The organism is Streptomyces sp. NPDC002446 (genome assembly GCF_053595675.1).
The window spans coordinates 1-25,716 of sequence record NZ_JBSFYC010000091.1; the positions used below are offsets into that span (position 1 = coordinate 1).

Sequence of the window (25,716 nt, forward strand, 5' to 3'; positions counted from 1 at the left end):
GTGTGGGACTGCTTCGCTTTACGTCCCACACCCCTACCCCTCCGGCCCGTCCCCTCCCGTTGTGGGTGAGGGATCGATCGGTAGTCGTCGATGCTGCCGGACCCTCGCCGTCGTGGCCGATCGCCGTTGCGGCAGGAGGGGGCCGGGGTGCCCCGGTCCCGCGTGCCGTGGCGGCAGGGGCGGGCCCGAAACCGGGGGCGAAGCCCCCGGGCCCCGGAAGACGACCGGCTGGTGACCACCGAGGCGCGCCCCCACCAGCCTTTCCTCCTCCCACCCACGGGAGGGGGCGGGCCGGAGGGGCAGGGTGTCCGGACGTAAAGCGAAGCAGTCCGGGCACCCTGCCCCGGAGGACCGACACCGGCACCCGAAAAGCCCCGCGCAGCGGCACCCAGCCCGCCGCAGGCGCAACGGCGAGAAACCCCCACGGCGGGCCAGCCGAAAACGTCGGGCGCAGGCAAAGCGCAGCGGAAGCGCAGCGGAAGCGCAGCGGAAGCGCAGCGGAAAGCCCATGCGATTTAGCCCCAGAGCGTGCGGGGCGGTAGTGTACGCCTTTGGCCCACCAGGCGGACCGTTACTGCGCGCTCAAGCATGAAAGGCGTTGGGTGACATCTGCTGCCAGATGTGACAAACCGGGCGCCGGTGGGTACAACAAGGGGCGGCACGAAGGAAGGCAGCGGCGCACAGCGCCTCCGTCAATGGCGGTGGTGGGCGACGGGTGGGCTCATATCCCGATTCGGGAATCTTCACCGCCGACCGGACGTTGACCGGATGACGACGACAGCGACACCTGTCCTGTGGGCGACAAGCCCGGGAGGCACGATTCATGAGTGAGCGAGCTCTCCGCGGCACGCGACTCGTGGTGACCAGCTACGAGACCGACCGCGGCATCGACCTGGCCCCGCGCCAGGCGGTGGAGTACGCATGCCAGAACGGACATCGATTCGAGATGCCGTTCTCGGTTGAGGCCGAGATTCCGCCGGAGTGGGAGTGCAAGGTATGCGGTGCGCCTTCGCTTCTGGTGGATGGCGATGGCCCTGAGGAGAAGAAGGGCAAGCCCGCGCGTACGCACTGGGACATGCTCATGGAGCGACGCACCCGCGAGGAGCTCGAGGAAGTGCTGGCCGAGCGGCTGGCGGTCCTGCGCTCCGGCACCATGAACATTGCCGTGCATCCGCGCGACAGCAACCGCAAGTCCGCCTGACGGCGCACCTGCGACACGCAGCACGCAAGGGCCGGGGCCACTGCACTTCGCAGTGGCCCCGGCCCTTGTCGCGTCCGCCCGCTGCCGGGCGGCCCGGACTCAGCCCGTCAGCGGCGGGTCCTGGCGGCGCGGCGCGGGCTGATCGTCTTCGCGGATGACCTCTCCCTGGACGACCTTGCCGTCCGGCCGGTGCATCCGTGCCTGCTGGAAGGCGTCCCCGAACGAACCCGGCGCGCAGGACGCCCGCCGGTTCAGCAGCTTCTCCGTGCGGCGCTGGATCAGCTTCGCGGTCGGCGGGAAGAGGCAGAGCAGCCCGAGCACGTCCGAGATCAGCCCCGGCAGCATCAGCAGCAGTCCCCCGGCCATCGGGAGCGTACTGCCGCCGCCGGACGGCGCGGGCTTCGGCGGAGCCGTCGGGTCGCCGCCCGGCTGCAGGCTCTCGGTGAGGTTCTGCCAGGCGCGGCGGCCGGCCCGCTTGATCACATAGCCGCCGACGATCACCCCGGCGACCAGCAGCAGAAAGACGGTCAGGCCGTTGGTGGCCCCGGCGACCAGGGTCAGCAGCCAGATCTCCAGCACCATGAAGGCGGCGACGCCCAACGGGACGAACCGGCGGGCGCGTGAGCGCCGGGGCGGGTGGGGACCGGTCGATGGGGTGGCTCCGAACGTCATGCCTCAAGTGTGCCTGGCACGCCCCGCCGGACCCCCCGGGGGTACGCGATCGTCTACGAGGCGTGCGACCCGCCGGTCAGCGGCCGCGGAGCTTGTCCAGCCGGGAGCCGACGCCCCAGGCCGTGACCCGCCACAGCGCCTCCACGACGATGTCGCGGCTCATCTTGCTGTCGCCGTGCTCCCGCTCGACGAAGGTGATCGGGACCTCGACGACGTGGTAGCCGGCCTGTACGGCGCGGCGGGCCAGGTCGACCTGGAAGCAGTAGCCCTGGGAGGCCACCTCGTCCAGTCCCAGGCCCTGGAGGGTCTTAGCGCGAAAGGCGCGGTAGCCGCCGGTGATGTCGCGCAGCGGCAGGTCCAGCGCGAGCCGGGAGTACGTACTGCCGCCGCGGGAGATGAACTGGCGGTACTTGGGCCAGTTGACGGTGCGCCCGCCGGGCACCCAGCGGGAGCCGAGGACGAGGTCGGCGCCCTTGAGGGCGGTGAGCAGCCGCGGCAGCTCCTCGGGCTGGTGCGAGCCGTCGGCGTCCATCTCGACGAGGACGCCGTAGCCGTTGTCGATGCCCCACCGGAAGCCCGCGAGGTAGGCGGCGCCGAGGCCTTCCTTGCCCTTGCGGTGCAGGACGTGGACGTGGTCGTCCTCGGCGGCCAGTTCGTCGGCGAGCTTGCCGGTGCCGTCGGGGCTGTTGTCGTCCGCGACGAGCACATGTGCCTCGGGGACGGCGGACCGCACCCGCGAGACGACCGGCTTGATGTTCTCCGCCTCGTTGTACGTCGGGATGATCACCAACGTGGTGCCGAGCGGTCCGTATTGCCGCTGACCGTCTGTCACTGCTGCCCCTTCTCGTCCTTCGTACGCCCGCGCCGGCCGCCGGCTACCGCGGCGGCACAGGACAGAAGCCCCACGATAGCGAGCGCCCACTCGGGCGCCGCACCGACGCGGTCGGCGAGCGTCGTTTCGTCCCGCAGCGGAATGCGCGCGGAGACCACGCCCTGGGTGAACTCCGGGATCCGGTGGGTGATCCTGCCGTCCGGAGCGACCACGGCGCTGATCCCGCTGGTGGCCGCGGTGACCACGGCCCGGCCGTGCTCGACGGCGCGCAGCTTGGACATCGCCAGCTGCTGCTCGGGCTGGCCGGTGCGGCCGTAGGTGGCGTTGTTGGTCTGGATGACCAGGGCGCGGGCGCCGGCGCCGACGGTGTCGTGGACGATCTCGTCGTAGGCGACCTCGAAGCAGATGACATCGCCGAGCCGGGCGGGGCCGACGTTGAGCACGCCGGTGTGGTCGCCGGGGTAGAAGTCGCGGGGCACCCGCTGGAAGCGCGTAATGATCTTGCTGAGCTGCTCCCGGAAGGGGACGTACTCGCCGAACGGCACGGGGTGCTGCTTGGTGTACGAGGCGCCCGGCCCCTTCTTCGGGTCCCAGACGATGCCCTCGTTGAAGACGTAGCCCTCCTTGGAGGGGTGGTCGACCAGGGCGCCTACGAGGACGGGGACCCCGATGGCCTTCACCGCCTCGTCGATCCGGTCGTAGGCCTGCGGGAACTGGAACGGGTCGAGGTCGGAGGAGTTCTCCGGCCAGATGACCAGGTCGGGCTTCTTGGCCCGGCCGGCCTCGATGTCGGCGGCGAGCTTCTCGGTGGCGGTGGCGTGGTTGTCGAGGATCCTCATGGGGCGGCCCAGGAAGTCCATGCCGGGCTGCTGGACGTTGCCCTGGACGACGGCGATGTCGACGGTGTCGTCGGCCTTGGTGGGGACGGGGACCAGCACCCCGGCCGCGGCCACCGCGGCGGCCAGGCCGAACGCCTCCAGGGCGGCCGCGGCCCGGCGCGGCGAGCGGTTGCCGCGCAGTCCCCACAGGGTGGCGGCGCAGGCGGCCAGCAGCGCGCCGGACAGCGCCACGGCGAAGGTCACCAGCGGGGCGCCGCCGAGTGCGGCGAGCGGGGTGAACGGCGAGCCGGTGTTCGCGAACGCCAGCCGGCCCCAGGGGAAGCCGCCGAACGGCAGCCGGTCACGGGTCCACTCCTGGGCGACCCACAGACAGGCGGCCCACAGCGGCCAGGCGGGGAGCCGGGACGTCACCGCCAGCGCCGCGCCCAGCAGCGCCATGAAGAGCGCCTCGGCGATCGAGAGGCCCACCACCGCGTCCCAGCCGACGACGTGCAGCCACTTCAGCAGGATCAGGAAGAACGGCAGCCCGAACGCGAAGCCCGTCCAGGCGCCCTGGCGGGCGGTCCGGCCCCGGGTCAGCAGCGTGAGCGCGGCCACCGCCGCCAGCGACAGCGGCCACAGGTCGTACGGCGGGAAGGAGAGGCCGAGTGCGACGCCGAAGACCGCGGCGAGGCCGGTGCGCGGCGCCTCCCGGCGGGCCAGTGCGGCGCACCGCCGGGCCCGTCCGGGGCGCGGGGGCACGACGGTCCCGCCGGTCCCGGCGGCCCCGGTGGTCGGCACCGGGTCGCCGGGCAGGGCGCCGGTGGCGGCTTCTTCGGTGGTGTCGGAACCCGATGGCACGGTCGGCGGGCCTTCCTGCAGGACGGTCGTGCGGTGTGAGCTGACCGTACATCGGGTGGCCGGGCATGCGGATGCGGGGTGCACAAAAGGTGAAAGCCGCGCGGAGGACCGTGGGCGGCCGCGGCGGGTGCGGATCAGGGCCCGGCGCCCTTCGGGCCGACCTGGGGCCCGCTGGCTGCGGGTCGACCGAGAGCCGTTGTCTACTGAGCGTCCGGGCCCCACCCGGGTCGCACCATGCCGACCGGCCGAGACGTTCCGTCGCGCCGTGTCTCCGGTCCTGGACCTGGCTCCCAGTGGCGGTGTGCGAAGTGGCGCACCGCCCCATGGCCCAGCTTCGTTCGACGACTGCGCGGAGGTCTCCCGGTCGGGCGTCCTGTGGTGGACTCGGCCGAACCTACCGGCCGCCGACCGCCTGCTGTCAACAGGTGCTCCGCCTGCGTCGTTTTCGCGTCGTCCCAGGTCAGCCGAGGGCGCCCCTTGGTGGGGCGAGTAGCGGCAAGCGGATGCCGGGACGGCACGAGCCCGCGCGATGTCACTCGTTCGGCCGTCCGAAGACCGTTCGGCCGCCGACGACCGTGCGCAGGCAGACCGGCAGGTCGTTGCCGGGGGTGAGATCGGGCAGGCCGGGGGTGCCGGAGCGGGGGTCGGTGGACCAGCGCTGCACGCGCTCGTCGGGCGCCTGGACGAGCAGCTCGCCGGTGCGCCAGACCGCGTAGTCAGCGGGGGCGCCGGGTACCAGGACGCCCGCGTCGTCCCGGCCGACGGCCCGCCAGCCGCCGCGGGTGTGGGCGGTGAACGCGGCACGGGCGGAGATGCCATGGGCCTTGGTGCGGTGGAAGACCGCGGCGCGCACGGTGCCCCAGGGGTCGAGCGGGGTGACCGGGCTGTCGGATCCGAGGGCGAGCGGCACACCGGCCTTGAGCAGCGCGGCGTACGGGTTGAGGGTGCGGGCCCGCTCGGTGCCCAGGCGGGCGGCGTACATGCCCTCCGTCCCGCCCCAGGCCGCGTCGAAGGCGGGCTGGACGGACGCGGTCAGGGCGAGCTCGGCGAAGCCGGCGATGGTGGCTTCGGTGAGCATCTCGGCGTGCTCGACGCGGTGCCGGGCGGCCCGGATCCGGTCTGTGCCCAGACGCTCGGCGGCGGCCCGTACGCCGTCGACGACGCTGGTCAGGGCGGCGTCGCCGATGGCGTGGAAGCCGGCCTGCAGCCCGGCCTCGGTGCAGGCGGCGACATGGGCGGCGACCGCGTCCGCGTCGAGCCGGGCGGTGCCGGTGTGGCCGGGGGAATCCGCGTACGGGGCGTGCAGATGGGCGGTGTGCGAGCCGAGCGAGCCGTCGACGAACAGGTCGCCGGCGGCGCCGATCGCCCCGAGCTCGCGGATCCGCTCGGCGTCCTTTGCGGATGCGACCGCCTCGGCCCAGTAGCCGACGACGCGCGGGCCGTTCCCCTCCCGGGCGAGGGCGAGCAGCGCGAGGAGGTCGTCCTCGCCGGAGATGTCCGGCCCCGCGCACTCGTGGACGCTGCCGATGCCGAGGGAGGCGGCCCGGGCGAGCGCGGCGGCCTGGGCCTCGGCACGCTGGGCCGGGGTGACGGAGGCGTACGCGGTCCGGCGCACCGCGTGGTGGGCGTCGTCGGTCAGCGGGCCGCCGGCGTCGAACCCGGACCGTTCGCGGACGCCGGGGACGAGGTCGAGCAGCGCCGTCGTGACGACCGCGGAGTGCACGTCGACGCGGGTGAGGTAGAGCGGACGGCCCCCGGCGGCCGCGTCCAGTTCCGCGCGCGACGGCGGGCGCCCCTCCGGCCAGGCGCTGGCGTCCCAGCCGTGCCCCAGCAGGATCTTGTCCGACGGCCGGGCGTCGGCGTACGCACGGATCCGCTCCAGCGCGTCGGCGAGGGTGCCGGCACCGGCCAGGTCCAGTCCGGTGAGCGCGAGTCCGGTCGCCGTGGTGTGCACATGTGCGTCCGTGAACGCCGGGGTGACGAGGGCGCCGTCGAGGTGGACGACCTCGTCCACGCCCTCGGCGAAGGAGTCGGCGGCGCCTTCCTCGCCGACCCAGGCGATCCGGTCACCCTCCACGACCATGGCGGTGGCGAAGGGGTCCGCGGGGCTGTGCACCTCGCCCCCACGCAGCAGGACGGTGCGGGGACGGGCTGGGCGGGGGCCTGGCTGCCGGGCCTGGTCGGGGGTGCGCTCGCTCATAACGGACAGTCTGGCCCCTGCCGGCGGCCGCTCCGCGCGCGGGGGGCGATTGCCGGTCAGATCCGCGGCGGCCGGGCCTCGTACGGCGTGGACAGCACGACCGTGGTGCGGGTCGAGACACCGGCGAGCGTGCGGATGCGGGTGAGCAGGTGCTCCAGCTCCAGCGGAGTGGAGACCCGCACCTTGAGGATGTAGTTCTCGTCGCCGGCCACGCTGTGGCAGGCCTCCAGCTCGGGGACCTCCGCGAGGCGGTCGGAGATGTCGTCCGGCGCGCTGGGGTCGAAGGGTTTGACCGAGATGAAGGCGGTGAGCGGCAGGCCCACGGCTTCGGGGTCCACGATGGCGGCATAGCCCCGGATGACACCGCGCTGCTCCAGGCGGCGCACCCGCTGGTGCACCGCCGAAGTGGACAGGCCGGTGGCCTTGCCCAGGTCGGTGTAGCTCATCCGCCCGTCCTTGACGAGCAGATCCACGATTTGTCGGTCCAACTCCTCCACCCGTTCAACCTACTGCGCGCGGGCGCATATGCGCACCGCGCGCCGGATCGTGGGCACCTCCGCGCCGGTCTGTGTGACCAATGCCACATGGGTGAACCGGCGTCCGTAGGACGGTTGCGATTATGCGCGCGGCATGAAGGGAATTGCTGCTGGTGGCCGGGGCCGCCCGTCACAGGAAGTCAGCGGTCCGACCGGCCCACCCGAGGGGGATGGACATCATGCGACGCCTTGAGCAGGACTCCGCGAACGTCGGCGCCCAGGAGGGCGACAGTCTCGGCTTCTCCGGCGACGACGGCGCGTACGACGCGTTCGACACCTTTGAGATCTACCGTGTGACCTGCCCCGACTGCCTCCAGCCCATCGCGCTGCTGGCGGACGAGGACACGCTTCCGGAGCACGCGCTGTGCCCCACTCCCTGGAACCCGTTCGGTCTGACGGTGTGCCAGGGCTCCGGCCGTCCGGTGGCCGAGGCGCCGGAGACCGACGACACCCTCGACGCCCAGGAGCAGGACGCGGCGATGCTGCTGACGCTCCCGGAGGGCCTGGACTGGCGCCGTCAGCCGTTCTCGCACATCGGCGGTCCCGGCACCCGGCCGATCCGGGTGCCGCGGATGCGCCGCGGCGCCTGAGCGCGCCCTTCGACCCGCCCGACGGCCGCTGCGGCGCTCACCAGTAGCGGCCCTCGATCATCGCCTCCAGAGTGTCCCGGTGGAGGATCAGCGCATCGGCGTCGGCCGGTTCCGGGACCTCCTTGAAGTGGACCCGGCGGTAGGCCACGCGCAGCATGACGATGGCGTGCCGCAGGGCCGCGTACAGGGTGTGGAACTCCATGTCACGGGGCGGGTGCCCGGTGAGCCGGGCGTAGCGGGCCTCGACCCGGTCGCGGCGCAGGAAGCCGGGCAGCCCCCGCTGTCCGCCGCCCTCCGTGAGGTCCTGGAAGAACCGGTGGAGGTAGATCATCCAGCCCAGGTCGAGTTCGCGCGGGCCGAGGGCGGCCATCTCCCAGTCGAGCACGGCGGCCGGCTCGAACCCGTCGTAGACGATATTGCCGATCCGGGCGTCGCCCCAGGTCAGAACGGTCTCGCCGGGGTCCGTCGGCCAGTTGCCGGGATCGTCGAGCCAGTCGAAGCCACGCTCGATGAGCGGTGAGCGCGGCCTTCCGTCAACCACCCATGCGTAGTAGGCGCGTTGGGCTTGGACGTGCTGGTGCAGGGCGCTTCCCGGCCCCTCGGCGGCCAGGAAGCCGGCGGCTCGGGCGGGGACCTGGTCGTGCAGTCGGGCCAGCACCGCGACGCTCGCGGCCTCCAGTGCGTCGCGTTCCGCGTCCGTGGCGTCGTGCAGCCAATTCCCCTCGTACGTATAGGGCATGACGTCCGGCGGGACGCGGCCGGTGGCGCGGGACATGACGAAGAACGGGGCGCCGAGGTGGGCCGGATCCTCCTCCAGCCAGAGGGTGCGCGGTACCGGCAGGTCGCTGTGCTCGGCGACCAGGCGCATGGTGCGGTACTGACGGGCCATGTCGTACCGGGGGAAGACGGTGTACGCGGCCGGGTCGGCGGCGAGCCGCAGTGCGCAGGAGCGGGACGGGGGGCTGGGGTGGTCGATGTCGAAGAGCAGCGTCTCGCTGGACATGCCGTTGGAGCCGGGGACGGTCGCGGCGGTGGCGCGGGCGCCGGGCAGCCGGGTGCCGAGCCAGGCGGTGAGCCTTCGGGTGAGTTCGTCGGGGTCGCGGGTGGTGGTGCGGGGGCGTGGGGCGGCGGTCATTCCCCGGCCTCCCGGGCGACGGAGTCGTAGCCGGTGAAGCCGGACGGGTCGTGCCGGCCGAAGCTGCCGTGCTCGAAGATGCCGTAGCCGGTGCGGCCGCCGAGGGTGAAGCGGGCGGCGTGATCGGTGACCCCGTACGCGGCGAGGGGGTGCGCCGAGGGGTCGGAGAGGTCGTAGCTGCGGCGGTCGGTCCAGCCGCGGCCGCGCCAGGTGCCGTGCTGCCAGTCGTCGGCGGGAGGGTAGCCCGCGCCGACGGCCAGCGGGGAGGAGGTGAGGATCTCGGCGGTGAGTTCCAGCGGCTTGCGGTGGGGGTCGGTGAGGTGGATCACCGCGCGTTCGGGGTGGCGGGTGCCGGGGCGGTAGCCGATGTCGGTGTGGGGCCAGCCGAGTTGGACGTCGGGGACGCCCTGGCGCACCAACAGCGCCTCGTTCAGCGTGCGATGGCCGTCGGCGTCCTCCTGGACGACGACCATCACGAAGCGGTCGTCGAAGCGCACCGGGCACCAGACCCAGTGGAAGCCCTCGGGCCGCAGCTCCTCGCCGGCCCGCCCGGTGTCCTCGCCGGGGATCGGGCGGACGCCCCAGCTGCGGTCGCGGGTGCCGGTCCACTCCCCCGCCGTGACGGCGAGGTGCCGGCCCGCGGCGCGGATGCTGCCGGTGCAGGTGCCCGCCTGGACGAACCGCCGGCCCTCCAGCGTCAGCCGGTCTCCGCGGTACTGGGTGTGGTGCGGCTCCCAGGTGGCGGGGAACGCCGCGGTCCAGGTCAGGTCGTACGCCAGGCCGTCCGGGTCGTCGGGGTCCGCGGCGCAGGTCAGCCGCAGGCGGGCGAGCGGCTCCTCGACGGTGATGGTGAGCGGGCCGACGGTGAGCGCCAGCCGGTCGTCGGTGAGCGCGTCGGAGGCCCGTACGGCGTGCAGCCGGTCGCCGAGGCGGAGCGTGGCGTAGGCGTCGATGACGCCGGTGTTGGGGTAGACACCGAGCCCGGCGATCAGCAGCGCACGTCCGGAGTGGTCCATGACGTGGAAGATGCACCGGTCGTAGGCGTTGCGGTCGCCGGTGGCGACATGCCGCATGGACAGCGGGACCTGGTGGATCGGGTACTCGTCGAGCGCGATGGGGCGGTCGGACACGGTCTCCTCCTGGCGCGCGGTCGGCAGGGCGTCGCCCGGTGTGCGGTGCCGCGGCGGGGAGTTGACGGTACGTCAGCCAGGGGCGGACGGCCAGACCCGGGGAGGAAGTACGGTGCCCGGCGGCCGGATCCGGCCGCCGGTGAGCGGGACGGGCGGGGAAGGCGGCCCTCCCCCGCCCCGGTCCGGTCTCAGTGCGACTCGGGCCCCGCCAGATGGCGGGCGATCACCATCCGCTGGATCTGATTCGTGCCCTCGACGATCTGGAGGACCTTGGCTTCGCGCATATAGCGCTCGGCCGGGAAGTCGACGGTGTAGCCGTAGCCACCGAGGAGCTGGACGGCGTCGGTGGTCACCCGCATCGCGGTGTCCGTGCAGAAGAGCTTGGCCATCGCCGCCTCCTTGGAGAACGGCGCTTCGGCGTCGCGCAGCCGGGCGGCCGTGAGGTAGAGGGCGCGGCCGGCCTCGATCTGGGTGGCCATGTCGGCGAGCATGAAGCGCAGACCCTGGAAGTCGGCGATGGGGCGGCCGAATTGGCGCCGCTCGGCGGTGTAGGCGAGCGCCTCGTCGAGCGCGGCCTGGGCGACGCCGATGGCGCAGGCGGCGATGCCCAGGCGTCCGGAGTCCAGGGCGGACAGCGCGATGGAGAAGCCCTGGCCTTCCTCGCCCAGGCGGCGGGCGTCGGGGATGCGGACGCCGTCGAAGTGCAGCTGGGCCGTCGGGGAGCCCTTCATGCCCATCTTGCGCTCGGGGGCGGCGGCGCTCAGCCCCTCGGCGTCGCCGGGGACCAGGAAGGCGGTGATACCGCGGGCGCCGTCGCCGCCGGTGCGGGCCAGGACGGTGTAGAAGTCGGCGACGCCGCCGTGGGTGGTCCAGGCCTTGGTGCCGTCCAGCGTCCAGGTCTCGCCCTCGCGGGTGGCGCGGGTGGTCAGCGAGGCGGCGTCGGAGCCCGAGGAGGGCTCGGAGAGGCAGTAGGCGCCGAGGAGGCCGCCGCCGAGCATGTCGGGGAGGTGTTCGGCGCGCTGCTGCTTGGTGCCGTAGCCGGCCAGGGCGTGGCAGGCGAGGGTGTGGACGCTGACGCCGAGGCCGACGGTCAGCCGGGCCGCCGCGAGCTCCTCCAGGACCTGGAGGTAGACCTCGTAGGGCTGGCCGCCGCCACCGAATTCCTCGTCGTAGGGCAGGGAGAGCAGGCCGGATTCCGAGAGCAGGGTGAAGAGCTCGCGGGGGAAGCGGCCGGCGTCCTCCTCCTCGGCGGCCGCGGGCCTGATCTCGCGCTCGGCGAGCTCGCGTACGAGAGTCAGCAGGTCACGGGCTTCCTCCGTGGGCAGCCTGCGATCCACCGGCCGGGGGCCGTACTCGGTCATGCGGCGCTCTCCTCCCTGTCGGGCGCTGCGGCGACGCGCGCGCGGGGTTGGGCGGCGGCGCCGGTTTCCGTAGTGCCAGGCCGATGATCGCGTTCCGGGTCTCGGAAGGCGATGACCTGCGACTGTGGCGCTAGGAGTATGCCCGATCGGAGGCCCGGCGTCACGGGTTGATCATCACCGGATGCGGAGATCCGGCCCGCCGGGCACGCCTTTGCCCACCGGCCGGGAAATTGGTCCGAACCATTGACTCACTGGTCTAGTCCTTCTACCTTCTCCTCCAACGTTCAACGCGTTCATGCCAATTCGGAACGCAGGTCAGGCTCCACCCTCGCCCCCCTCCGAGGAGACGACATGCTCAGACCGCACCGGATGCGATCACCGCGCGCAGTGATCGCCGCCGTCACCGCGCTGTGTACGGCGGCGCTGGCCGGCACCCTGCTCGCCGGACCGGCCAGCGCCCAGCCCGGCGCCCCCGCCGCACCGGGCCCGTCCGCGGCCGGCACGACCGCGGCACAGCCGGCCGCAGCGGGCGCCAAGGTCGTCGGATACTTCACCAACTGGGGTGTCTACGACCGGAATTACCACGTCAAGAACATCGAGACATCGGGCTCGGCGGCCAAGCTGACGCACATCAACTACGCCTTCGGCAACGTCCAGGGCGGCAAGTGCGCCATCGGCGACTCCTACGCCGACTACGACAAGGCCTACACCGCCGACCAGAGTGTCGACGGCAAGGCGGACACCTGGGACCAGGGCGCCCTGCGCGGCAACTTCAACCAGCTCAGGAAGCTCAAGAAGCTGCACCCCGACCTCAAGGTCATCTGGTCGTTCGGCGGCTGGACCTGGTCCGGCGGCTTCACCGAGGCCGCCAGGAACCCGGACGCCTTCGCGCAGTCCTGCTTCGACCTGGTCGAGGACAAGCGCTGGGCGGATGTCTTCGACGGGATCGACGTCGACTGGGAGTACCCCAACGCCTGCGGTCTGACCTGCGACACCAGCGGCAAGGACGCCTTCACCAAGGTCGTGAAGGCGCTGCGGGCGAAGTTCGGCCAGAACAATCTGGTGACCGCGGCGATCACCGCGGACGCCTCGGACGGCGGCAAGATCGACGCCGCCGACTACGCGGGCGCGGCCCAGTACGTCGACTGGTACAACCCGATGACGTACGACTACTTCGGCGCCTGGGACGCCAAGGGACCGACGGCGCCGCACTCCCCGCTCTCGTCGTACAACGGCATCCCGAAGGCCGGCTTCAACGCCACCGACACCACCGCCAAGCTCAAGGGCCTGGGCATCCCGGCGAACAAGCTGCTGCTGGGCATCGGCTTCTACGGCCGCGGCTGGGCGGGCGTCACCCAGGACGCGCCGGGCGGTACGGCGACCGGCGCGGCGCAGGGCAAGTACGAGGCCGGGATCGACGACTACAAGGTGATCAAGGCGCGCTGCCCGGCCACCGGGAAGGTGGGCGGCACCGCCTACGCCAAGTGCGGTGACCAGTGGTGGAGCTATGACACCCCGGAGACCATCGGCACGAAGATGGCCTTCAAGGACGCCCAGGGCATGGGCGGCACGTTCTTCTGGGAACTGAGCGGTGACACCGCCAACGGCGAGCTGATCAAGGCGATCAGGTAGCCGCGGCGGAAGGCGGATCGACGGGCGGGAGGCATCGGCCTCCCGCCCGTTCGCCGTACGACCGCCGGGCCGGGCGGAGCTCAGGCGGGCGGCCGGGCCGGGGCCGGGCAGCCCGGTTCGTACTCCTCGATCAGCCGCAGGGTGTCGCCCAGGCCGCGCACCAGCAGCGCGGCCACCGTCTCGCGGGGCAGCTCCTGGCCCGCGATCCAGTCGAGGGTGACGCCCTCGACGCTGGAGAGCCAGCCGGTCAGCACGGTGCGGGCGAGCGGCGGGAGGTCTTCGCGGCCCCAGGCGGCGAGGGCGATGGTGCCGAGCAGCCGGGTGCGTACGGTGTCGCGGATCGCCATCACCTCGGCGTCGAAGCCGACACCGCCGGTGACGATGGTGCGGTAGGCGGCCTGGTGGTGCTGGGCGTAGCGCAGATAGCCGTCGACGGTGCGCTGGACGCGTTCGACGGGCGGCAGGTCCTGGGTGCCGGCGGCCCGCTCGACCAGTCCGGCGACCGCGTCCTCGATGACCGCGAGGTAGTAGCCGCGCTTGCTGGTGAAGTAGTAGTAGATCAAGCCCTTGGCGACCCCGGCCTGACGTGCGATGTCGTCCATGGACAGTGCGTCGTAGGAGGTGTCGGCGAACAACTTCCGCCCGGTGGCTATCAGTTCGGCGCGACGCGCCCGTGAGCGCACGGTGCCGCGGACGGCCGGCGAGCCGCCCCGTTCCCGCTGTTGACTCTTATTCAAAATCCGCCCTAGTCTCCAACTGCCAAGAGTTTTGCGCAGTATGACAGAGCGTCATCAACTGCGGCCGGGCCATTCCGCAGGGCGCCTGAAGCACTTCCCTCGTGCATTCGACCGCTGCCCCGGGGAGGACGCAGTGAACTCAAGGACGGACACCTCGCCCGAGGGGCGAACCTCCTGGAAGAAGACCGCCGTGGTGGCGCTGCCCGCCGTGCTCGCCGTGGGAGCGCTGGCCACGGTGATGGCGCAGGGCGCGCTGGCCGCGTCGTTCGCCGTCTCCGGCACCCACTTCCAGGTGGCGTCGGGGAAGCTCACCAGCAACGGTCTCGCCTCCTACGTGCACACCGACCGCGACGCCGACGGACGCGGCCATCCGGTGGCGCTGCTGGGCATCGGCAAGGCGTCGCTCACCGACATCTGCCAGTCGGCGCAGGTCAAGACGCCGGTGGGCACGGTGGTGTTCAAGCTGACCGCGGGCGGCAAGGCGGGTCCGGTGAGCGCCGACAGCCTGGTCATCGACGGTGAGGACCTGGTCGGCGACGCCCGCTTCGGCACCGCCCAGATCGGCCGGGACGCCGCCTCGCTGGACTCCGTACCGGGCGTCCGAGGGCCGAAGGGAAAGTTCGGCCTGCAGGCCGGTGACATCGAGGTCGCGGGCGTCAGGTCGCACGCCTGGTCCGCCACCGGAGGCAACTTCCGCCTCAAGGGGCTGCGGGTGAGCGTGAGCCTGGACGGCGCGAAGTGCTTCTGAGCGCACGGCGTGCCCGGTGCGGCGCCTGGCTGGAGCACCGGCTGCCCTGGCCGGACCGGCGCGCGGCGCTGCGACGCTGGCGGCGCACCCGGCCGTTCTGGGCCGGGCTGCTGCTGGTACTCGGCGGGGCGGAACTGCTGCTGGTGCCACTGTCGCCGCTGACCGTGCTGGTGAGCCTGGGGCTCGGCGGGCTGGCGGCGCTGGGGATCGGGCTGGCGCTGATCGTCGCGGGGCTGTTCCTGTGGTGCGCGCCGGCCGCGCACCACTACGTGAGCATCAATGCGCTGATCCTGTCGGTGCTCTCCTTCGCGGCGACCAACCTCGGCGGCTTTCTGGTGGGCATGGGGCTGGGCATCGCGGGGAGCGCGATGGGCTTCGGCTGGACGCCGGGGCGGGCCCGGGAGCGGACGTCTGCCGGCCCGCCGGACGCGGCGGCGGCAGGCGGCGGCACCGGCGCCAGGGCGCTCGCCGTCGGGCTGCCGGTCGCCCTGCTGCTGGCCGTCGGCGGCCCGGCGCACAAGGCCCGCGCGGCCGCCCCCGGCATCCCGGCGCCCCCGCATCCGCCGACCGTCACCACCACGATGTTCGCTCCGCAGGGGTTCACGCTGGCCGGGGTCGAAGAGGTGCCGACGGCGCACGGCCCCGTCAAGGCGATGGTGCTGCGGATGAGGGCCGCCTCGCTCACCGACTACCGCCTCACCACCCGCGACGGCGGACCCGAACTCACCCTGAGCGCCGATGCGTTGACCCTCAGGGGCAAGGTCACGCTCTACCTCACCAAGTTCAGCGGCTGCCTGGAGGGCCTGGTCTGCCTCACCTTCACCCCGGACACCCTGCCGGTACCGCCGGTCGTCCCGCCCTTCGTCTTCATGACGGAGGTGGCCGCGGAGCAGGCGCTGGTCACCTCGGACCTGATCACCGCGGACGGGCTGCGGCTGCGCGCGGACGTCCGCGGCGGCACCCGTGGCTGAGCCGGCCCGCCCACGCGGGGTTTACGGCCCGGCCCGCGGCGAGCACCATCGGGCGGTACGGGGGCAGGAGCCGCTCTTGAAGAGGTGAAACGTGGTCAACCCTTGGCTGGCGCTGGAGGCCGGTGCCGACCCGGCCGAGCGCACCCGTACGGTGCGACGGGCGCATACGGCGTTCCTGGCCGACGGGACCATCGCACCGCCGGTGCGCCAAGTGGTCGCCGACTCCTGGCGCCGCTCGGCCCACGCCCGGGCCGCCTCGGACGGCGCCGCGCCCATCGAGCTGGACGAGCCCGCGCTGCGCGCCTACCGCGACGGCCATCCGCTGGCCCGTGCCATGCCCGTCTTCCGGGAGCTGCTGGGCAGCTTCGCGCAGGACGGGGCGCATCTGCTGGCCGTCTGCGATCCGCAGGGGCGGCTGCTCTGGGTGGAGGGGCACCACGGGGTGCGGCGCAGCGCCGAGCGGATGAACTTCGTCGTCGGCGCCCGCTGGGACGAACAGCACGCCGGCACCAACGCCCCGGGCACGGCGCTCGCCGCCGATCACGCCGTACAGATCTTCGCGGCCGAGCACTACAACCGGCAGGTGCAGCGCTGGACCTGTGCCGCGGCCCCGCTGCACGACCCGCGGACCGGGCGGCTGCTGGGCGCGGTCGACATCACCGGCGGCGACCATCTGGCGAGCCCGCACAGCCTGGCCCTGGTACAGGCCACGGCCCGCGCCGCGGAGGCCCATCTCGCCTCCGGCACACCGGAGTCAGGCGTCTTCCTGACGGCGCTGGGCCGGGACGAGGCGCTGCTGGTCATGGACGGTGAGCGGCTGCGGCTGGGGCGCCGGCACAGCGAGATCCTGGTCCTGCTGGCCCGGCACCCGGCGGGGCTGACGGGCGATCAGCTGTCGTTGCTGCTGTACGGCGAGCGCGAGATGCGCCCGGTGACGCTGCGGGCGGAGCTGTCCCGGCTGCGGCAGCTCGTCGGTGCGCTGCTGAACTCCCGTCCGTACCGGCTGAGCCGGCCCGTCGAGACCGATCTCGGCGCGGTCGAGGAGCAGCTGGCGGCCGGTGATCCGCGCGCCGCGCTGGGCACCTACCGCGGTCCGCTGCTGCCGCTGTCGGAGGCGCCCGGCGTACGGCGGCTGCGCGAGGCGCTGGCGGACCGGATGCGGTGCGCGCTGCTCTCCGCACGCGACCCCGAGCTGCTGCGCGAGTGGTCGCGCACCCCCTGGGGCGAGGACGACCTGGCGGTCTTCGAGGCCCTCGTCAGCGCCCTCCCCCGGCACTCCCCCGCCCGCACCGCGCCACGGGCCACGGCCGACCGGCTGCGCGCCGCATACGGTCTGAACGCCGGAGCAACGGGGGTGCCACCGGCCGCGCGGTGGGGATACTCCCCCAGCTGACGCTGAGGGTGCCCCCGCCCACGCCCTTCAGGCAGTGGGGAGCAACGTCCGTGCAACCTCGGCCGCTCTAGCCTGCGCACGAGGTCCGCCGCACCACAGTGGCGGGCTTGGTGCCGCAAGCGATTGGGAGGCCGCCGCATGCCCCGTTACGCCAGCCCGGGTTCCGCCGATGCCGTCATGACGTACCTGCCGCGATACGACCACTGGATCGGCGGCGAGTTCGTGGCGCCCGTACTGGGCCGGTACTTCGAGAACCCGACGCCGGTCAACGGGCAGCCGTTCACCGAGGTCGCACGGGGCACCGCCGAGGACGTCGAGCGGGCCCTGGACGCCGCGCACGCCGCCGCGCCCGGCTGGGCCCGCACCGCCGCCGCCGACCGCGCCCTCGTCCTGAACAAGATCGCCGACCGGATGGAGCAGCATCTGGAGGCCCTCGCGGTCGCCGAGAGCTGGGAGAACGGCAAGCCCGTACGCGAGTCCCTGGCGGCCGACATCCCCCTCGCCATCGACCACTTCCGCTACTTCGCGGGCGCCCTGCGCGCCCAGGAGGGCTCCCTGTCGGAGATCGACGAGGACACCGTCGCGTACCACTTCCACGAACCGCTCGGGGTGGTCGCCCAGATCATCCCCTGGAACTTCCCCATCCTGATGGCGGTCTGGAAGCTCGCCCCCGCGCTGGCCGCCGGCAACGCGGTGGTCCTGAAGCCCGCCGAACAGACCCCCGTCTCCGTCCACTTCTGGATGAGCCTGGTCGCGGACCTGCTGCCGCCGGGCGTGGTCAACATCGTCAACGGCTTCGGCGTGGAGGCCGGCAAACCGCTCGCCTCCAGCCCGCGGGTCGCCAAGGTCGCCTTCACCGGTGAGACCACCACCGGCCGCCTGATCATGCAGTACGCATCCGAGAACCTGCGCCCGGTGACCCTCGAACTCGGCGGCAAGAGCCCCAACATCTTCTTCGACGACGTCTCGTCGGCGGCCGACGACTTCCGCGACAAGGCGCTGGAGGGCTTCACCATGTTCGCCCTCAACCAGGGCGAGGTGTGCACCTGCCCGTCCCGGGCCCTGATCCAGCACGGCCACTACGCCGACTTCCTGACCGCCGGCGTGGCCCGCACCGAGAAGATCGTCCAGGGCCACCCCCTGGACACCGACACCATGATCGGCGCCCAGGCCTCCAACGACCAGCTGGAGAAGATCCTCTCCTACCTGGACATCGGCCAGAAGGAGGGCGCCCACATCCTGACCGGCGGCACCCGCGCCGAACTGGGCGGCGAACTGGAGGGCGGCTACTACGTCCGCCCGACGATCCTCGAAGGCAACAACGGCATGCGGGTCTTCCAGGAGGAGATCTTCGGCCCCGTGGTGGCGGTGGCCCCCTTCACCGACTTCGACGACGCGATCAGCATCGCCAACGACACGCTGTACGGCCTCGGCGCAGGCGTCTGGACCCGTGACGGCTCCACCGCCTACCGCGCCGGCCGCGCCATCCAGGCCGGCCGCGTCTGGACCAACTGCTACCACGCCTACCCCGCCCACGCCGCCTTCGGCGGCTACAAGCAGTCCGGCATCGGCCGGGAGACGCACAAGATGATGCTGGACCACTATCAGCAGACGAAGAACTTGCTGGTGTCGTACTCGCCGAAGAAGCTGGGCTTCTTCTAGGTCCACTAGGTCCACTAGGTCCACGAAAAAAGGCGCCTGACCTGGAAGCGGTCGCGGTACCGGCTCGCGAAGCGGCCCAGGGCCCAGGTGACGGACGCCCCACCGATGAACGGGATCGTGCCGTTCGGACTCGATCCCGTTCATCGTGCCAGCAGCGTGGCCCCCTCGGGCCCGTCGCAGCAGCCCACGCCCGTCCCCTTCGGCGTCCGGAGTTCGGAGGGCACCGTCCCCGTCGGCGCCGGAGTTCGGAGGGTGGGAGTATCCCGCCCACCCTCGGAGCTCGTGCCGACCGCCGTTACCGGCCTAGCCTCGTGGTCATGGACACCGACACGGAGAACCTGCTCGGGCAGTTCCTGCGGGCCCGCCGCGAGCTGCTCCGGCCCGAGGACCTCGGTCTGCCGGCCGACGGCCGCCGCCGCGTGACGGGACTGCGCCGCGAGGAGGTCGCGCAGCTCGCCGGCGTGAGTACCGACTACTACATGCGGCTGGAACAAGGGCGCGAACGCCACCCGTCGGTCCAGGTCGTCGATGCGCTGGCCCGGGTGCTGGAGCTGGAGGATGACGCGGCCGCGCACCTGCACCGGCTCGCGCTCCCGTTCTCCAGGAGGCGGCGCCCGGCTGCCCGGCGCGAGCACGTCAGCCCTCACCTGCTGAGCATGATGGCGGCCTGGCCGCAGACACCTGCCGTGGTCCTGGACCGGTATCTGACCGTGCTGGCCGCCAACGCCCTCGGCACGGCCCTCTTCGACGGCCACACCTACCGCGATGACCTGGTGCGACTGGTGTTCCTCGACCCGGACGCGCGTGACTTCTACCCGGACTGGGATCGGGCGGCCGCCAACACCGTAGGCGGACTGCGCGCGGCCGTCGGCACCGACTACAACGACCCCCGCCTCGTCGAGGTGGTCGGGGAACTGTCGCTCAAGAGCGAGTCCTTCCGCCGGTTGTGGGCCCGTCACGACATCCGTCACAAGACCCATGAGACCAAACGCTTCCGCCACCCCGTGGTCGGCGAACTGACGCTGCACTACGAGTCGTTGACCGTGAACAGCGCCCCCGGCCAGCAACTCGTCGTCTACCAGGCCGACCCGGGCAGCCCGTCCCAGGAGGCACTGTCCCTGCTCGGCAGCTACACCGCCGACGGTGCCCCTGCCGAGACGGGCCGGCGCCACCGACCGGGGACCACCTCACAGGGGTCTGCGCAGCACCGACCACCGTCGGCCCCACACACGTCCTGATTCCCCATTCCCCGTCTTCCTGCGCGTCGGCCGCCGACGCGCCATGCCGCCATGCCGCCGTGCGCCCTCGCAACCGCACCCAGGTGGCCGCGCCCACGTCTTCTCACCTTCCGGCTCACATTCCGGTCGCGTTCACACGACCACACCCCCACCCCACCCCACCCCACCATCGCCTCGGCCCGCCTCGACACGCTCAGGACGACCTTCGCCACCTGGCGCGAGCTCACCCTCAGCGCCGACCACCCCACCACCCAGGAGAAGACCGCATGACCACGACCCAAGCTGCTGTGACCGCCGCTGCCAAAACCGTCCTGATCACCGGCGCGAGCAGCGGCATCGGCCGGGCCACCGCACTCCGGCTCGCCCGTGAAGGCCACCAGGTGGTGATGGGCGCTCGCCGTGAGGACCACCTTGCAGAGGTCGCGCACGAGATCGAGGCCGCGGGCGGAAAGGCGGACGTGCACCGTCTCGACGTGACCGACCGTGACGACGTGGCCGCGTTCGTGGACGCCGCCGCCGAACGCCACGGCCGGATCGACGTGATCGTCAACAACGCCGGCGTGATGCCACTGTCGCGGCTGGACGCCCTGCTGACCCGCGAGTGGGACCGGATGGTCGATGTCAATGTGCGCGGCCTGCTGCACGGGATCGCCGCTGCGCTGCCGCACTTCCAGCGGCAGCACGGTGGTCACTTCGTCACCGTCGCCTCGATCGGCGCGCACCAGGTAGTACCGACGGCGGCGGTCTACTGCGCCACGAAGTACGCCGCCTGGGCCATCACCGAGGGCCTGCGCCTGGAGCTCGACCCGAGCATCCGCGTCACGACGGTCTCCCCCGGTGTCGTGGAGTCCGAGCTGGCCGACTCGATCACCGACCCGGTCGCGAGGGAGGCGATGCGGGCGTACCGGGCGGACTCCATCCCGCCGGACAGCATCGCCGACGCCATCTCCTACGCGATCGGGCAGCCGCCCGGCGTGGACGTCAACGAGCTTGTCATCCGCCCGACCAGGCAGCGTTAGAGCGACGGCAGATCAACGCCGCCGGCTCGCTGCTCCTACCAGCCCGGAATACCGGCGCCCGTGCACCGACTGCCGCGGGGCGTCCGCCGCCCGCGTCGCTCCGGCGGCCCCGGCACGAACGTCGTCCACCAGGACTGAACGCTTCATACCGCCTGAGGTACTGCGTGGTATGCCGCGTGGCACCCCTGGACGCCAACAAGGGCCGCCGGTGTTCCATGGCCGTCTGCGGCAACCGCATGAAGGCAAGGCGCCACTACCAGCGCACCCGCAACAGTGCGGCCGAGTCATAACTCCGGCGCTCCGCTCAGTCAGTACCTCTGAACAGAACGATCAATTGTTCGCAAGCATTGGCTGGCTCCGCCCCTATCGGAGAGCCGACGGAGGACGGTCTAGCCACCGGCGGTCACCTCTAATGATCACGGCCACGCCGAGCGCGAAGCTTCGCGCGCCCCATGGAGCAGTTTGTGCAGCAAGGCGGTGAGGGCTGGGCTCACAGAGGCGCCGGCCCCGACGGCGATGCCACACACGCACACGCCGACCGCGGCCGAACGCCGTCTCAAACTGGCTTTGAAGGCATGAAGAAGTCCAAGTATTTTCCATGCTTCTGACGGCTCATCTGAGGCATTCGACTCCCAGATGTTGTCCGTCGCGACTCTGTGCTCTCGGGCCGGGGTCGGGCAGGCTGAGCGCATGAACCTGGCCGAACACGCGAACGTCCGTCTCTCCGACTGGCCGGCCCTCTCACGGGGGCGTGCGTGCTGCGGAGCACGGGATTGCCTGTGCGCCGGAGCCCAGGAAATCGTGCACTTCCACGGCGACAACGAGGTCGACGTACACCTGACACACGCCATGATCGACAGGCTGCGTCCGGCGCTGCGGAATTCCAGCGCCCTCAAGCTGTCCGCGGCATCCGGATGGATCACAGTCCGGCTCGAAACGGGCTCCGACATCGACCTGCTCGCCACGCTCGTCAGTGCCGCACTGCTGGCAACCGGGAACCAGCAGGGGGCGGCCGAATCAGCTCGAACGGATCCCTGCACCCGGGGCGCTTCGCAGGCGTCCCGTCGCCAGCCCACCCGCTGGTCACAGCGGGCCTTCGGCGGGTGTAGGAGGTAGCGGGGAAGGCGCCCTCGGTTGCCGTGCCGACGGCTGGCATGGCATCGGGAGTGCCGGCTCCCGCGTGGTGTATGCAGGAGGCATGGACCTTTGGCGGCTCCACGGGGCTCATCGACGGCAGGGGCAGGCGAACCGTGCGCTGGTAGCTGTGCCGCTCCTGCTCATCCTGATCGTCACGGTCGTCGACATCCTCGCCCCGCCAGACGTACACCTCGGACCCTTCCTCGTCGCCGCTCCCGCCATCACGGCGTCGTTCGCCGGCCCGCGGATGACGGCATTCGTCGGCGTGATGGCCGTCCTTGCCCAAGCGGTCGTGGCCGCTGTGCGCACCAGCCTGACGGACCTCAACCACTCCCTCCAGATCACCGCCCTGATCCTGATCTCAGCGTTCGTGACCTTCATGGCGTATCGCCGAGAACGGCACGAGCGTGAACTGACGCAGCTCAGATGGGTGGCGAAGGCGACCCAGGATGTGCTGCTGCGGCCTCCTCCGGAGCGGATCGGCCCGCTGCGCATCGCGTCGGTCTACCTCGCAGCAGAGGCCGAGGCGCAGATCGGCGGTGACCTTTATGCCGTCGCCCGCACCGCCCGCGGTACGCGGATCATCATCGGAGACGTACGGGGCAAAGGGCTGGAGGCCATCGGGGACGCCGCCCTCGTCCTCGGCGCCTTTCGTGGCGCCGCCCACCGGCAGGCGGAGCTACCGGCCCTGGTCGCGCACCTCGATGCAGTGGCCTCCTCCGACCTGACGGACCCCGGCGCTCCCCAGGACGAGCGCGCCGACCAGGGGGAGACGTTCATCACCGCGGTGATTCTGGACATCCCTGACACGGAATCAGTCCTATATTTGGTCAACTGCGGACATCCGCCGCCACTGCTGCTGCGCAATGGTCAGGTCACACCGCTGGAGGTGAGCCAGCCCGCGCTCCCTCTGGGGCTCACCGAATTCGTCGGGTCCGACTTCGTCGTGGAGTCCTTCCCCTTCGAGGTCGGCGACATCGTTCTGCTCTACACCGACGGCATCATCGAGACGCGCGACAAGGCAGGCGTCTTCTATCCGCTCGCCGAACGGATGACGTCCTGGTCAGGTGACGGGCCTCAGGCCCTACTGCGCCACCTGTGCGGGGACCTGATGGCCCACTCCGGCGGATCCTTGGGCGACGACGCCGCCATGGTCGCCCTTGAGCGCCTTCCGACCGCGGGGACATGAGGCGATGCGGAATGTCTGCTCCGGAAGCGGAATGCCCCGGACGGGGGGTGCCGGTGGCGCCTCTGAGGGCGATTGTTGCCTTCGTCTGTGGTGCCGACCTGCGGGATGAAGAATTGCGGTGCCGGGTGGGAGCCAGCTCTGTGCAGTTCGATCTTGCGTTCTCTGTGGTGGGGGTGGGTGCTGGGGGGCTGAGGACGATCGGAACGAACACCGGCTGGGATTCCCACAACGGCTGGAACCGGCCAGGGCGCAAAAGACACCTGCTCCGGCGCTTGTAGGACACCGGAGGTACAGGGACGTGGCTATTTCCCGATCCCCGATCCGAGGCGCCGAAGCGGAAGGCCGCAACCGATCCGTCGGCGGGCCCTCGGGTTCGCGATCATGGATGCCGCGATCGAGGAGTGCCGCGACGCCTACCGCGAACTGACCCAGCAGGTCACATCTCCACCGGATGGTGCGATCGCAAGGGCCCGAAGCAGGAGAGGCGGGAGCAAAGGGAGGGCGCTGCGATGTCTGGAGCACCGGCACACCACACGTCCGTCCCCCGGTATCTGCCGATCGATCGCTGAGCACAGCCTGATCGAGAATCTGCGCACGGTGGCGCTGGTGGGCACCGACGGCACCATCGACTGGTGCTGCTGCCCCTCCTTCGACTCCCCGAGTGTCTTCGCGGCCATCCTGGACGCGGACCGGGGAGGGGCATTCGAGCTGGCTTGCTACCGTGCCGGCCAGCACCAAGCAGTCAGTTCTACTTTCCGGACACGAATGTGCTGATCACCCGCTTCTTCACCGAGGACGGGCTGGGGGAGATCCAGGACTTCATGCCCGTAGCGGACTCCGGCGCATCCGACCGCGACCGGCTGATCCGGCGGGTGGTGTGCGTCCGCGGAACGAATGCGATGCTTGAGGAGCACGCGAATGCCAGCCCACACCCGGATCGCCGCACCCAGCAGCGAAACCGCCGCAGGCTGATGGAACGCCTCACCAGGCAGCTCCTCGATAAAAACGGACGGCGAAGTGCTGGAACTGCTCACGCCGGCATCGGCGGCGCTACGCCGGGGAACAGGCCGACTCCCGGGGGTCATGCGGCACGCCGTGGTCCAGACCTCCGTAGACGTCCGGGGCGAGACCCGATGCCAGTTGTCGCACAACAGTACAACTTTCCTCACCCTTGCGAACAGGCGCCAGACTGTCCGGAGTTGGACCGGAGGAAGGCAACCTGACCAGGCAAGACAATGGGATCTCTCTGATCGCATTTTTGGTTGCATTCACACTCGTCCAGCACGTCAGCAGCCCGGTGAGCTTGTCTCTCTGCTGCGGTACCTCAGTGCCTGCGCCTACGCATCGCCGCTGACCGCCAATGGCTAACCTGGTGCGCCACCCGATCGGCCAGGACCAAACCTAGCTGGCGTTCCCCTTGATGTGTTCGAGCACCTGATGGAACTCCTCGGTCGGCGAGAACTCCATGAACTCGGTGTCCTCCAGCGCCTCGGGGGCGTGTCCGGGCGCCCAGTAGTAGGCATCGCCTGCCTGGTACTCCTCCGTACCCTCCTTCGTCCGCATTCGCAGCCGACCCTTGGTGACGAAGCCCCAGTGCGGGCACTGGCACAGGTCGTCCGGCATGCCCTTGAGGGCCGGGCCGAGGTCTGTACCGGCGGGGGCCCTGATGTAGCCGACGGACATGCCTCCGCCAATGTCTTGCAGGCGTAGCTCCAGCTCACCATCGGTGAGCTCGATGGGTGCCGCGTCCCTGGTGGTCGCTGGCATGGCTGCACCTCCTCCGTGCACCCCCGTCCCCGCCTCCCATCATGCGCCCGGCGCCAGTGGCCGCGCCTCTCGGGGGCCGCCGGGGCCGGACGGACACCTTCAGTCCCCTCAACCCCGATGCCACGCACGCTCCTTGAGGTGGCGGAGGAGCAAACTGACGGCCCGGGGAGTTCAGATTCTTGTGCGGCAGTCGAGCCGCTTCACCATCACCAATTTAGAAATGGGATCCATTTTCATATAGCCTGCGGGGGTCGCCTAGTCATACAGGAGGTCGTCATGGCCGTACCCAAGCGGAAGATGTCCCGCAGCAACACCCGCCACCGCCGCGCCCAGTGGAAGGCCACGACTCCCCAGCTCGTGCCCGTCACCGTCGACGGCACCCCCTACCTCGTACCGCAGCGGCTGGCCAAGGCGTACGAGCGCGGGCTGCTGCGTCCGGAGAGCTGAGCCGACGGAATGACGCACCACCGACTGCCCGTCACGGTCCTGTCCGGCTTCCTCGGAGCGGGCAAGACCACCTTGCTCAATCACGTCCTGGGCAACCGGGAGGGCCTGCGCGTCGCGGTCATCGTCAATGACATGAGTGAGATCAACATCGACGCGACCCTGGTGCGCGGCGGTGAGGCCGCGCTCTCCCGCACCGAGGAACGCCTGGTCGAGATGACCAACGGCTGCATCTGCTGCACGCTGCGCGATGACCTGCTCGAAGAGGTCGACCGACTGGCTCGCGAGGGCCGCTTCGACTATCTCCTCATCGAGTCCAGCGGCATCTCGGAACCGATGCCCGTCGCCGCCACCTTCGCCTTCCCCCGCGACGACGGAGCGACCCTGGGCGACCTCGCCAGGCTCGACACCATGGTCACCGTCGTCGACGCCGCCAACTTCCT

At 71.4% G+C, this 25,716-nt stretch carries 23 protein-coding genes and 2 pseudogenes; 15 read left to right on the plus strand and 10 right to left on the minus strand.

The window, feature by feature from the left end; genetic code table 11:
* Positions 1–823: 823 nt before the first annotated feature.
* Positions 824–1,201, plus strand: a complete 378-nt coding sequence (locus ACWD6P_RS32975; protein WP_026170122.1) for an RNA polymerase-binding protein RbpA — start codon at positions 824–826, stop codon at positions 1,199–1,201.
* 99 nt (positions 1,202–1,300) lie between these two features.
* Here the strand turns inward: ACWD6P_RS32975 and fxsA are convergent, their stop codons facing one another.
* From fxsA to ACWD6P_RS33000, 5 genes are all read right to left on the minus strand, one after another.
* On the minus strand, positions 1,301–1,873 hold the full coding sequence (fxsA, locus tag ACWD6P_RS32980; protein ID WP_451447870.1) for an FxsA family membrane protein: 573 nt from the start codon (positions 1,871–1,873) through the stop codon (positions 1,301–1,303).
* Between the two features lie 76 nt (positions 1,874–1,949).
* Entirely contained in the window at positions 1,950–2,705 is a 756-nt protein-coding gene (locus ACWD6P_RS32985) for a polyprenol monophosphomannose synthase (RefSeq protein ID WP_451447871.1), read from the minus strand.
* Positions 2,702–4,384, minus strand: coding sequence for an apolipoprotein N-acyltransferase (gene lnt / locus ACWD6P_RS32990; RefSeq protein ID WP_451447872.1), 1,683 nt, complete (start codon positions 4,382–4,384; stop codon positions 2,702–2,704). Before lnt ends, ACWD6P_RS32985 begins: the two co-directional genes overlap by 4 nt.
* 532 nt (positions 4,385–4,916) lie before the next feature.
* On the minus strand, positions 4,917–6,584 hold the full coding sequence (locus ACWD6P_RS32995; protein ID WP_451447873.1) for an amidohydrolase: 1,668 nt from the start codon (positions 6,582–6,584) through the stop codon (positions 4,917–4,919).
* Positions 6,585–6,640: 56 nt separating this feature from the next.
* Positions 6,641–7,081, minus strand: coding sequence for an Lrp/AsnC family transcriptional regulator (locus ACWD6P_RS33000; RefSeq protein ID WP_077194248.1), 441 nt, complete (start codon positions 7,079–7,081; stop codon positions 6,641–6,643).
* Between the two features lie 209 nt (positions 7,082–7,290).
* On the opposite strand from ACWD6P_RS33000, the gene ACWD6P_RS33005 reads away from it, so the two are divergent.
* Positions 7,291–7,710: a hypothetical protein gene (locus ACWD6P_RS33005; RefSeq protein WP_451447874.1), complete on the plus strand. Its 420-nt coding sequence runs from the start codon at positions 7,291–7,293 to the stop codon at positions 7,708–7,710.
* 37 nt (positions 7,711–7,747) lie between these two features.
* Here ACWD6P_RS33005 and ACWD6P_RS33010 read toward each other — a convergent pair whose 3' ends face one another.
* The 3 genes from ACWD6P_RS33010 to ACWD6P_RS33020 all read right to left on the minus strand — a co-directional run bounded on the left by ACWD6P_RS33010 (position 7,748) and on the right by ACWD6P_RS33020 (position 11,336).
* Positions 7,748–8,845 carry a phosphotransferase family protein gene (locus tag ACWD6P_RS33010; protein WP_451447875.1) on the minus strand — a complete coding sequence of 366 codons (1,098 nt, stop codon included), beginning with the start codon at positions 8,843–8,845 and terminating at the stop codon, positions 7,748–7,750.
* Positions 8,842–9,975 carry a hypothetical protein gene (locus ACWD6P_RS33015; protein WP_451447876.1) on the minus strand — a complete coding sequence of 378 codons (1,134 nt, stop codon included), beginning with the start codon at positions 9,973–9,975 and terminating at the stop codon, positions 8,842–8,844. The genes ACWD6P_RS33010 and ACWD6P_RS33015 overlap by 4 nt, the downstream gene beginning before the upstream one ends.
* Before the next feature lie 188 nt (positions 9,976–10,163).
* Complete coding sequence (locus ACWD6P_RS33020; RefSeq protein WP_451447877.1) at positions 10,164–11,336, minus strand: acyl-CoA dehydrogenase family protein; 1,173 nt, start codon at positions 11,334–11,336, stop codon at positions 10,164–10,166.
* Between the two features lie 351 nt (positions 11,337–11,687).
* On the opposite strand from ACWD6P_RS33020, the gene ACWD6P_RS33025 reads away from it, so the two are divergent.
* Entirely contained in the window at positions 11,688–12,968 is a 1,281-nt protein-coding gene (locus ACWD6P_RS33025; protein WP_451447878.1) for a glycoside hydrolase family 18 protein, read from the plus strand.
* An 80-nt stretch (positions 12,969–13,048) separates the two neighbouring features.
* Here the strand turns inward: ACWD6P_RS33025 and ACWD6P_RS33030 are convergent, their stop codons facing one another.
* The gene (locus tag ACWD6P_RS33030; protein WP_451447879.1) at positions 13,049–13,705 is read right to left on the minus strand and encodes a TetR/AcrR family transcriptional regulator; all 657 of its coding nucleotides are present in this window, start codon (positions 13,703–13,705) and stop codon (positions 13,049–13,051) included.
* Positions 13,706–13,943: 238 nt separating this feature from the next.
* Here ACWD6P_RS33030 and ACWD6P_RS33035 point away from each other — a divergent pair, with 238 nt between their 5' ends.
* The 10 genes and pseudogenes from ACWD6P_RS33035 to ACWD6P_RS33080 all read left to right on the plus strand — a co-directional run.
* Positions 13,944–14,453, plus strand: a complete 510-nt coding sequence (locus ACWD6P_RS33035; protein ID WP_451447889.1) for a DUF6230 family protein — start codon at positions 13,944–13,946, stop codon at positions 14,451–14,453.
* Positions 14,444–15,424: a DUF6114 domain-containing protein gene (locus tag ACWD6P_RS33040; protein WP_451447880.1), complete on the plus strand. Its 981-nt coding sequence runs from the start codon at positions 14,444–14,446 to the stop codon at positions 15,422–15,424. The genes ACWD6P_RS33035 and ACWD6P_RS33040 overlap by 10 nt, the downstream gene beginning before the upstream one ends.
* A 91-nt stretch (positions 15,425–15,515) precedes the next feature.
* Entirely contained in the window at positions 15,516–16,817 is a 1,302-nt protein-coding gene (locus ACWD6P_RS33045; RefSeq protein ID WP_451447881.1) for a GAF domain-containing protein, read from the plus strand.
* Between the two features lie 138 nt (positions 16,818–16,955).
* The gene (gene exaC, locus ACWD6P_RS33050; protein WP_451447882.1) at positions 16,956–18,479 is read left to right on the plus strand and encodes an acetaldehyde dehydrogenase ExaC; all 1,524 of its coding nucleotides are present in this window, start codon (positions 16,956–16,958) and stop codon (positions 18,477–18,479) included.
* Between the two features lie 317 nt (positions 18,480–18,796).
* A complete protein-coding gene (locus tag ACWD6P_RS33055; RefSeq protein ID WP_451447883.1) occupies positions 18,797–19,717 on the plus strand; it encodes a helix-turn-helix transcriptional regulator in 921 nt (306 codons plus the stop codon).
* Positions 19,718–19,983: 266 nt separating this feature from the next.
* A complete protein-coding gene (locus tag ACWD6P_RS33060) occupies positions 19,984–20,736 on the plus strand; it encodes an SDR family oxidoreductase (RefSeq protein WP_451447884.1) in 753 nt (250 codons plus the stop codon).
* A gap of 116 nt (positions 20,737–20,852) precedes the next feature.
* Positions 20,853–21,026 (plus strand): annotated as a pseudogene (locus ACWD6P_RS33065) (CGNR zinc finger domain-containing protein); the annotation flags it as partial.
* A gap of 400 nt (positions 21,027–21,426) precedes the next feature.
* A complete protein-coding gene (locus ACWD6P_RS33070; protein ID WP_451447885.1) occupies positions 21,427–21,852 on the plus strand; it encodes a luciferase domain-containing protein in 426 nt (141 codons plus the stop codon).
* A gap of 82 nt (positions 21,853–21,934) precedes the next feature.
* The gene (locus ACWD6P_RS33075) at positions 21,935–23,062 is read left to right on the plus strand and encodes a PP2C family protein-serine/threonine phosphatase (protein ID WP_451447886.1); all 1,128 of its coding nucleotides are present in this window, start codon (positions 21,935–21,937) and stop codon (positions 23,060–23,062) included.
* Between the two features lie 513 nt (positions 23,063–23,575).
* Positions 23,576–23,955 (plus strand): annotated as a pseudogene (locus ACWD6P_RS33080) (trehalase-like domain-containing protein); the annotation flags it as partial.
* Between the two features lie 508 nt (positions 23,956–24,463).
* On the opposite strand, the gene ACWD6P_RS33085 reads toward ACWD6P_RS33080, so the two are convergent.
* A complete protein-coding gene (locus ACWD6P_RS33085; RefSeq protein WP_451447887.1) occupies positions 24,464–24,829 on the minus strand; it encodes a hypothetical protein in 366 nt (121 codons plus the stop codon).
* Between the two features lie 276 nt (positions 24,830–25,105).
* Here ACWD6P_RS33085 and rpmF point away from each other — a divergent pair, with 276 nt between their 5' ends.
* Together rpmF and ACWD6P_RS33095 are read left to right on the plus strand one after the other, a co-directional pair.
* Positions 25,106–25,276 carry a 50S ribosomal protein L32 gene (gene rpmF, locus ACWD6P_RS33090; RefSeq protein WP_006601600.1) on the plus strand — a complete coding sequence of 57 codons (171 nt, stop codon included), beginning with the start codon at positions 25,106–25,108 and terminating at the stop codon, positions 25,274–25,276.
* Positions 25,277–25,285: 9 nt separating this feature from the next.
* Positions 25,286–25,716: GTP-binding protein (locus ACWD6P_RS33095; RefSeq protein WP_451447888.1), on the plus strand; the 431-nt coding region annotated here is incomplete at its 3' end.